This is a genomic window from Mesorhizobium sp. M7A.F.Ca.CA.004.06.1.1 (assembly GCF_003999135.1).
Taxonomy (GTDB): domain Bacteria; phylum Pseudomonadota; class Alphaproteobacteria; order Rhizobiales; family Rhizobiaceae; genus Mesorhizobium.
Window position 1 is genome coordinate 1 of sequence record NZ_RZPQ01000183.1, and the last position, 8850, is coordinate 8850.

The 8850-nt window shown below is 61.1% G+C and carries 7 protein-coding genes and 1 pseudogene; 3 read left to right on the forward strand and 5 right to left on the reverse strand.

Annotated elements, in window-relative coordinates:
• Together EN906_RS13585 and EN906_RS13590 are read right to left on the reverse strand one after the other, a co-directional pair.
• On the reverse strand, positions 1–289 hold a 289-nt coding region (locus EN906_RS13585; protein ID WP_127375214.1), incomplete at its 3' end, for a DUF1223 domain-containing protein.
• 147 nt (positions 290–436) lie between these two features.
• Positions 437–1489, reverse strand: a complete 1053-nt coding sequence (locus EN906_RS13590) for a TadE/TadG family type IV pilus assembly protein (protein ID WP_127268671.1) — start codon at positions 1487–1489, stop codon at positions 437–439.
• A gap of 259 nt (positions 1490–1748) precedes the next feature.
• Between EN906_RS13590 and lepA the strand changes: the two genes are divergently transcribed.
• Positions 1749–3554 carry a translation elongation factor 4 gene (lepA, locus tag EN906_RS13595; RefSeq protein WP_127268672.1) on the forward strand — a complete coding sequence of 602 codons (1806 nt, stop codon included), beginning with the start codon at positions 1749–1751 and terminating at the stop codon, positions 3552–3554.
• Between the two features lie 50 nt (positions 3555–3604).
• Here the strand turns inward: lepA and EN906_RS13600 are convergent, their stop codons facing one another.
• Complete coding sequence (locus tag EN906_RS13600; protein WP_127268673.1) at positions 3605–4021, reverse strand: hypothetical protein; 417 nt, start codon at positions 4019–4021, stop codon at positions 3605–3607.
• A 397-nt stretch (positions 4022–4418) separates the two neighbouring features.
• On the opposite strand from EN906_RS13600, the gene EN906_RS13605 reads away from it, so the two are divergent.
• The gene (locus EN906_RS13605) at positions 4419–5261 is read left to right on the forward strand and encodes a hypothetical protein (RefSeq protein ID WP_127268674.1); all 843 of its coding nucleotides are present in this window, start codon (positions 4419–4421) and stop codon (positions 5259–5261) included.
• Positions 5262–5622: 361 nt separating this feature from the next.
• Positions 5623–6135: a hypothetical protein gene (locus tag EN906_RS37275; protein WP_164748708.1), complete on the forward strand. Its 513-nt coding sequence runs from the start codon at positions 5623–5625 to the stop codon at positions 6133–6135.
• A gap of 425 nt (positions 6136–6560) precedes the next feature.
• Here the strand turns inward: EN906_RS37275 and EN906_RS13620 are convergent, their stop codons facing one another.
• Together EN906_RS13620 and EN906_RS13625 are read right to left on the reverse strand one after the other, a co-directional pair.
• On the reverse strand, positions 6561–8201 hold the full coding sequence (locus EN906_RS13620; RefSeq protein ID WP_127269729.1) for an ABC transporter substrate-binding protein: 1641 nt from the start codon (positions 8199–8201) through the stop codon (positions 6561–6563).
• Positions 8202–8627: 426 nt separating this feature from the next.
• Positions 8628–8850: pseudogene (locus EN906_RS13625) on the reverse strand (alpha/beta hydrolase fold domain-containing protein); the annotation flags it as partial.

Consider the following 8850-nt stretch of genomic DNA (forward strand, 5'->3'; position numbering starts at 1 on the left):
CGTCATGGCCGAGCGCCGGCTCGTAATTGACCTGGCGCCGGGTGAATTCCTGTTTTCCGAAAATGTCCTTCCAGCCGAGATAGTCCCAGTAGGTGACGTTGAACGACAGCGCCAGCACGCTGGGCTGGTCCTTGACCCTGATCAGATTGGCGTTGGCTGGCGGGCAGGACGAGCAGCCCTGGCTGGTGAACAGCTCGACCACGCTGAGCGGCTGGGCGGCCGCCGCACCGAGCGACACCGCCAGCGCAAGCGCCGAGAGGCTGGACACTGTGACGAACTTGCGGGACATCGGCTTGCTCCGTGGGCGGCGGCGCCTGGATGCACCGCTGATATCCCCACTTCGCCGCTGTCGGCGCCTTCGTTACAGCGCTCACCGGTTTGTGATCGCTAGCGTTCTTCCTTCTCCCGCAAGGGGAGAAGGCAAGAAGAGCAGCTTCTACTGCGTCAGCCGCGTGTTGTTGGGCCGCTTGTTGAAGTCGCACTTGCCGGTGACGTTGTAGAAGAAGTCGGCGTTGCTGACGGGCGCCGGGACCTTGTTGCCGCCGTCTTCCCAGGCCTGGTAGGCTGTCGATCCACAAGGAACGAGGCCAAAGATATCGACGATCTGGCCGGTCGCCATTTCGGCCGGGGGGATGTCCTTGCTTGTCGAGCTATAGAGCCGGTTGGACGTGGCCGGATCGTTCGAATAGAGGTTTTGCGGATTGCCAGATGGGACGTTCATCTGCAGATAGAGGCCAGCCATCTGGCTGACGTCGATTGAGGCACCGGCGGTGTTGCCGGCAGCCATCGTGTCGACGCAGTAATATTTCGTGCCAAACTGGTCGGTGTTCAGCGTCACCCCGTCAGGCGCCTTTTTGCCGACCTTGCAAACCTGCGTTTGGGCCACCGTGGCGACGCCCAGACTGTCGATCTTGCTGACGGTGGTGGTGCCGTACCCTTTGGGATCCGTGCCCCCGCCGTATTTGTAATCGATCGTCATCAGAGGCTTGCCCTCCTTCGCACCGAACATCGTGCCGTAGAGCGTCATTGTCTTGTTCCAGTAACCCGACACCCCGCTGACCTTGAAGGTCGCCTCCACCAAAGCTGGCGCCTTGTTCACCGCCGACGTGACGCCGATCGCCACCGTAGGGATCCTGGCCATCTGCATGAACACGGTCTTCATGGCGAAACTCGCGGTGGCCTGCGCGGTGGCGGTGCCGTTGGCGCTGACGTCGAAGCTGTTCAGCGTCGCAGTGCCCTGTCCGCCGTTTTCTTTGTAGGTATCCTGCAGCACCAACTGACGCTGCGGTTTCGTCGAGGCCGTGTCCATCGTGGTGATCGACAGGATCGCGGCGTCGAGTGCCGCCTGCTCGGTCGACCTGGTCTGGACCGCGGAGGTGTAGTCGACGGAAAAGCCGACCGCGGTGATCAGCGGTATCATGGCGAGAACAAGTATCGGTGCGAACGAGCCGCTCCGCGACTCGATAAAACTGCCTGCAAGCCCCCGCATGCCTTCGTCCTTACATCAGATATTTCCCTCCGCTAACATGCCGATCACAAATTATGCTCTAACGCGTGTGGTTAAAATTTATCGATTTTTCGAGGAATCCGGAGGAAAAGGCGACAAGCGCCCGCACCGCTTGCCCCGGCAGCCGCCTGCTCTGCTTTCGCGGCAGCGGCCGTACGGCTTGCCGGGCAGCGGGCCGCGCTACATGTGCGGCGGCAGCCTGCCGCTTGCTCGGGCAAGCCACCCCTGCTAAACGCGCGCCATGAGCACGCCCCTCGACCACATCCGCAATTTCTCCATCGTCGCGCATATCGACCATGGCAAATCCACGCTTGCCGACCGGCTGATCCAGCTGACCGGCGGACTGGAGCTGCGCGACATGAAGGAGCAGGTGCTGGACTCGATGGACATCGAGCGCGAGCGCGGCATCACCATCAAGGCGCAGACGGTGCGGCTGAAGTACCGCGCCAACAATGGCGAGGACTATATCCTCAACCTGATCGACACGCCCGGACACGTCGACTTCGCCTATGAAGTGTCGCGTTCGCTGGCCGCCTGCGAGGGTTCGCTGCTGGTGGTCGATGCCTCCCAGGGCGTCGAGGCGCAGACGCTGGCCAATGTCTACCAGGCGATCGACAACAACCACGAGATCGTCGTGGTGCTGAACAAGGTCGACCTGCCGGCCGCCGAGCCCGAGCGCATCCGCGAGCAGGTCGAGGAGGTGATCGGCATCGACGCTTCCAACGCCGTGCTGATCTCGGCCAAGACCGGTCTGGGCATTCCCGACGTGCTGGAAGCCATCGTCCACCAATTGCCGCCGCCGCGCGAAGGCGACGCGGCCGCGCCCTTGAAGGCGATGCTGGTCGACAGCTGGTACGACGCCTATCTCGGCGTCATCGTGCTGGTGCGCGTCATCGACGGCGTGCTGAAAAAAGGCCAGACCATCCGCATGATGGGCACCGGCGCCAAGCATCTGGTCGAGCGCACCGGCGTGTTCACGCCGGCCCGCATCAATGTCGACGAGCTCGGCCCCGGCGAATTCGGCTTCTTCACCGGCTCGATCAAGGAAGTGGCCGACACCCGCGTCGGCGACACCATCACCGAGGACAAGCGCACCACGGCCAAGGCGCTGCCCGGCTTCAAGCCGGCGCAGCCGGTGGTGTTCTGCGGCCTGTTCCCGGTCGACGCCGCCGATTTCGAGGATCTGCGCGCCGCGGTCGGCAAATTGCGCCTCAACGACGCCAGCTTCTCCTTTGAAATGGAAACCAGCGCGGCACTCGGCTTCGGCTATCGCTGCGGCTTCCTTGGCCTCTTACATCTGGAAATCATCCAGGAGCGGCTGGAGCGCGAGTTCAACCTCGACCTGATCGCCACGGCACCCAGCGTCGTCTACCGGCTGGCTCTGACCGACGGCTCGATGAAGGAACTGCACAACCCGGCCGACATGCCCGACGTGGTGAAGATCTCGGCGATCGAGGAGCCGTGGATCCGCGCCACGATCCTGACCCCCGACGACTATCTCGGCGGCATATTGAAGCTCTGCCAGGACCGGCGCGGCATCCAGGCCGACCTGTCCTATGTCGGCAAGCGCGCCATGCTGATCTACGATCTGCCGCTCAACGAAGTCGTCTTCGATTTCTACGACCGGCTGAAGTCGATCTCCAAGGGCTACGCTTCGTTCGACTATCACCTCACCGACTACAAGGAGGGCGACCTCGTCAAGATGTCGATCCTGGTCAATGAAGAGCCGGTGGACGCGCTTTCCATGCTGGTGCACCGCACGGCGGCGGAAAAGCGCGGCCGGCAGATGTGCGAGAAGCTGAAGGAGCTGATCCCGAACCATCTGTTCAAGATCCCGATCCAGGCCGCCATCGGCGGCAAGGTCATCGCCCGCGAAACCATCTCGGCGCTGCGCAAGGACGTCACCGCCAAATGCTACGGCGGCGACGTCTCGCGCAAACGCAAGCTGCTGGACAAGCAGAAAGAAGGCAAGAAGCGGATGCGCCAGTTTGGGAAGGTCGATATCCCGCAGGAGGCGTTTATCCAGGCCTTGAAGATGGGCGATTGAGCGGGTTCGGCCTTTGGCCGAACGTATCGACCGGGTGGGTTCCCAGCTAACTAAGAGTGATCGCTCTCAGTCCTACCTTTGCCACTTCGAGATAGCATCTCTGTAAGCATCCCGTGTTGCCCCTTCACTAGCTGCGAGATATCCTTCTCAATTCTTTCAATTAAGAGTCGATCCTCTCTGCGAATCTCCTCTATCTTTGAGACAATCTCATCAAGATCAATCGCCAAAGAATTCCTTGACGGGTCGCTCTCGACGGATTGCATGTCGGCAGCATTTTCAAGTGTCGCGGCCACCCAGGCACTAATCTTCATTCCCTTTCGCTTGGCTGCTGCTCGAGCCTTGTCAACTACAGATGCATCCAAATTCTTGATCGTCCATTGCCGCAGTTCCTGGGAGGCGCTTCCGTCGCGCGCACCTTCGGCACCGCTTGCGCTTTGACCGAGCGCTGCAGTCTCCTGATAAGTCATAGCGAACTCCTCAACGTTCCCCGAAGTACCCCTTCGGGGGTCCCAATAAGGGACTTCAATCATATCCCAACGGATTTACTTGCTGGTTCATGATCAGGAATTAGGGTTAACACGCTATTAAACAACCCCTAAAAAGGGATAGCTGGCATGCGCGCGTGAAGGAGCCCCTTGTCATTTCCGTTCCCTGAGAATAAGTACCCATTTGTTCCTCCCTTGAATGAGGTACCAAGCGTCGTTTCCCTTGCCTGGGGGTACCCCAAATCACTCATGGATGATAGCGAGGCTATTAAACCCTAATTTTAGTGCGCCGCAACAGGAATTTTTTTCTCTCTGCACTTGTTGTTGGGGTACTTTTGGGTTACCCATCGACCTCATTTCCTCTTTTTGGGGAGCCGACATGGCAAGAACAGTTGCGGAATGGCAGATTACGGTCGATCGAGTGTTCGCCCGGTTCAAGGAGAATTATTTGAGCGTTTTGACGCTTGCCCCTTCTGATGCCAGGGCGGCTGTCGCGAAACTGAATGATATAAAAAAGGTGATGGTGTCGAGCGATCTCGGCAAGGCAGCATTTCGCCTCGATCGAAAAACTGCGACTCTTGAGCTGAGCTTGGCTGGGCTGAATCTCATCTGGGAAGCTGGGGAATCCAGAGATTTTCGTGACCTTGACATTGAAGATTTCTGCGAGACTGCGGTATCAATTTACCTGTTCCACGAAATGCAACACGTAGCACAGAGGATGGTGGATTTTGCCGATGTCCAGACGTTGAAGCAGACGGCTGGCCCTCACAAGCTGGGCGAACTCGATGTGATTGCCGATGCCGTCGCGGCGCAGATTTTCGCGACTCTGTATGCAGCAGATTTCGGCAATGATCGCAGGATCTATGCGTCTGCTTTTTTTAATGCGCTGCGGTTCATGATCGAATTTTGTTTCCCTGCCTTTGGCTTCCCTTTGGGAAAGAAGCACAAGGTCCAACGAGCCTTGGGAGTCGTCTTGATGGCTGTTCTCACAGAGCGAGCCATTCGGAATGGCGAGTGGGACGCGGAGTTTGATGCACCGCTTTATCCTGCTTTTTCGAAAAACTTCACTAAAATGGCCCTGCTCTCGTATGCCGGGAGCCCTTCTATTTCGATAGTGCAGTTTACCAAGTCCCTTAAAACAGGCTCCGTGAAAGAGATGCTCGAGTTGATTGACAGCGATCACATCGACAAGATTCTGGACCGCGCCCGGGAGTTGGTCTGAACTGCAGGCGAATTTACTGGCGCGCACACATGCATCTCTTTTGAGATCCAGCGTCTGCTGCCAGTCGGTTTCGAACAACTCGGCGGTTGGAATTTTATCGAGGTCGGTCCCCGCTTTCCGATTCACTCCATCCGCCATGTCTGTCCCGCCGAGATTCAAAACAGTACTGCCGGAAGACTCTTCCGGCACTGGGGCCGTCCATCGGTGCTGCGATCTTTAGCTGAAGGGGGCTGGCCATCAGCGCGCCGGGCAGGAAGGTGTTTGTACTGATAGGTTGGTGGCGCTCGGCCGTGTCGGCTTTGAGCTGTTCATGGTGCGGCGCCCAAGCGTATCGTACACCCAGCTTGGGGAGACACATCACATGCGCACCACATCAGACACCATCGCCTCTCTCGGCCTCGCCATCGGCGGCGCCTTCGGCCTTGCCGGCACCTTCGTCGCCAGCGCTCCGCTGCGCGAAACGCTCTGGACGATCGACGGCGCGGCGCTCGTGGTCGCCACCGCGCTGCTGACGATGAAATACCAGCGGCTGGGCAATGACTGCGTCGCTGCCGGGTTCCTGACCTTCCTGGCCGGAGAGACCCTGCTGATGGCGGGCAATGCGGCGGGGCTTGAGGCCAGCGTGCCTTCCTATGTCGGCGGCATCACGCTGTGGGCAGCAGCACTGGTCATGGTCAGCATGCCCAGGACATTTGCCCTGTGGATGCGGCTCACCGCGCTCGTGGCCGCCGTGCTGTTTGTCGTCTCGGCTTGCATGATCCTCTGGCGCGCGCCCTTGCTGCCGACCTCCGCGCCGTTGCCCGCCGCCGGCTATCCTTTCCTGGTGCTGACCTTTGTTGACTGGATCTGGACGCTGCTGAGGGCGGAGCGGTGAGCTTTTGTCCGCTTCCGTACCAAACGTCCGGCCTGGTTGATCGGGCATCAGCGGGGCGGTAGAAATTCCGGGCGGCGGACCTAGGTTCGCCAATGGCCGGCGCGGGCTCAGGCAACTGCCTCACCGGCATTCGCGCCGGCCATTTTCCACCCGCAGATGATCGCAGCGATCCACCGGCCAGCGCCGCACTTGAAGGAGCGCCGACGCTTCTTGCCTTCCCCCCCTTGTGGGGGAAGGTGGATCGGTGCGCAGCGCCGAGACGGATGAGGGGTGCGTGACGGAGTGAGGCGGTGAAGGTTCTGCTCTGGTTCAGATTCGTTTACTGTTGGCGTCTCGCCAAGCTGGAACACCCCTCATCCGTCTTGCCGCTTCGCGACAATCCACCTTCTCCCACAAGGGGAGAAGGTAAAGCGAACGTTGGCGCTTCAAGACTCAATCCACACCTTCTCGAAATGCTGTTCCAGCGCCTGGTGCTGTTCGCAGCCTTCGACGCCTTTGCGGTACGTCCGGTAGACCGAGCGCCAGTAGGGTTGGATGATGATGCCTGAATCGCGCAAATTCTGCTCGATCTTGGCCATGATCTCCTTGCGCGCCTTGGCGTCCGGCGTCGCCAGCGCCTTGTCGAGCAGCGTGTCGAATTCGGGATTGGCGTAGGCGCTCTCGTTCCAGGCGGCGCCGGATTTGTAGGCGAGCGCCAGCACCTGGACGCCGAGCGGGCGGCCGAGCCATTCGGTGCAGGAGAAGGGGTATTTGCTCCAGTCGTTCCAGAAAGTGGCGGCGGGCAGCACGGTGCGCTTGATCTTCAGGCCGGCGTCGCGCATCTGCGCGCCGATGGCGTCGCCGGTGCTCTTTTGCCATTCGACATCGACGGAGATGAGCTCGAATTCGTGGTCGGCCTTGCCGGCCTCGACAAGCAGCTTCTTCGACTGGTCGACGTCACGCTTGGCCGGGCCGATATCGGCATATTCGGGATGCATGGGGCCGACATGGTGGTTGTCGGCGGGCTTGCCGCGGCCGCCGAGGCCGAGCGCCAGTACGGCGGAATTGTCGACGGCGAGTTGGGCGGCGCGGCGCACTTTGACGTCGTCATAGGGCGCGTTGGCGACATTGAAGCGGGCGACGATGGTGGAGCCGGTGGCGATCTCGGAGTTCATCAGCCCCATCGTCTCGGTCTGCGAGACGGCGTCGGAAGCGGTTTCGTGGTCGGTGTCGATCTCGCCGGATTCGAAGGCCGACAGCATGGCGTTGGGGTCGGAGCCGTAGTCGACCCATTTGATGCCGTCGAGATGGAATTCGCCCTTCCACCAGGGCTTATCCCTGCGCTTCACCTCCGCACCCGTCTCGGCATCCCAGCTGACCAGCTCGCAGGGGCCGGTGGTGATGGCGAGCGCCTTCAGGGGATCGCCGTCGCCCTCATAGGAGCGGTGCATGATCAGCGCCGGATAGTCGGCCATGCCGGCGATCAGCGAGATGTCGGGCTTCGGCAGATTGAGCTTGATGGTGAAGTCGTCGACCTTGGCGATGCCGCCATCGACGACCTTCTTGGTGTCGGCATTGACCAGCGCGCCCATGCGCGCGGCGACCGAATTGCCCGGCACCGAGGCATCGCACCAGCGGGTGAGGTTGTGAATGACATCATCGGCGTTGAAGGCATCGCCATTCGACCAGGATATGCCCTTGCGCACATGCAGGGTCAGCGTCCTGGCGTCGTCGCTCGCCTCCCAGCTTTCGAGCAGCCAGGGCTCGAAGGAGAAGTCGGTGTTCCAGCGCACCAGATATTCGTTGCAGTGGCGGGCGACATTCGACATCTCCACGCCGTCGAAGGTGCGCGGGTCCTTGAAGCCCTTGACGTTCATGGCGACGCGCAGGACGCCGCCCTTCTTCGGTTCTGCCGCGCGGGCAGGGGTGGGGGCGAGCCCGCCCAGCGCAAACGCGCCGGCGGCACTGACACCGAGGCCGGCCATCAGCACCAGATATTCGCGGCGGTTGATGCCGCCGGTCCTGAAATCATCGGCGACGGATTTGGCTTGCGGGTGGAGTTTGCGGTCGGTCAGCATGAATTTCATCGTCGTTCCCCTGTTGTTGATGCATGCCGCCCAAAAGTGCCCAGCGGTTTTGGGACAACGGCATGCACAGAAAAATCGCCCCGGCCGATCGACAGACGCGGGGGCGGACGCGACCGCCGGGGCGCCGTTGCCTGAGCGGGAATGATAGAGCGGGGTGACGCTAGGGAGTGTTCGGTTTTCCGCAGTGATTGTGCGGGGTTCCGCAGGGGGAGTCGGCAGTGCGCTTATGCTTTGCAGCCGCGCTGCGAGGAGATGCGCCAACGGCGCGGCGCCAATCTCCCTCCTTGAGGGGGAGATGGCCGGCAGGCCAGAGGGGGTCGGCACGACGGGACGCGACCTCCTACTTTAAAAAAGATGATGCTAGCGCTCTACGCGCGACGACCCCCTCTGTCGCCTTCGGCGACATCTCCCCTTCAAGGGGGGAGATTAGCGTTCCACCGTCGGCCACTCACCTCGGCCCAGCGCAGCAACCGCGCCGACAATCCGCGCAAACGCTTCCGCCGCGGCCGGCACCGTCGTTCGGGCGCGCAGGAAGCTGTGCACCAGCCTCGGTTCCTCGTGCCACCGGGCCTTGCCGCCGGCGGCCACAATGCGGTCGCGGTAGGTCTCGCCATCCGACGACAGCGGGTCGCATTGCGCCGTGACGATC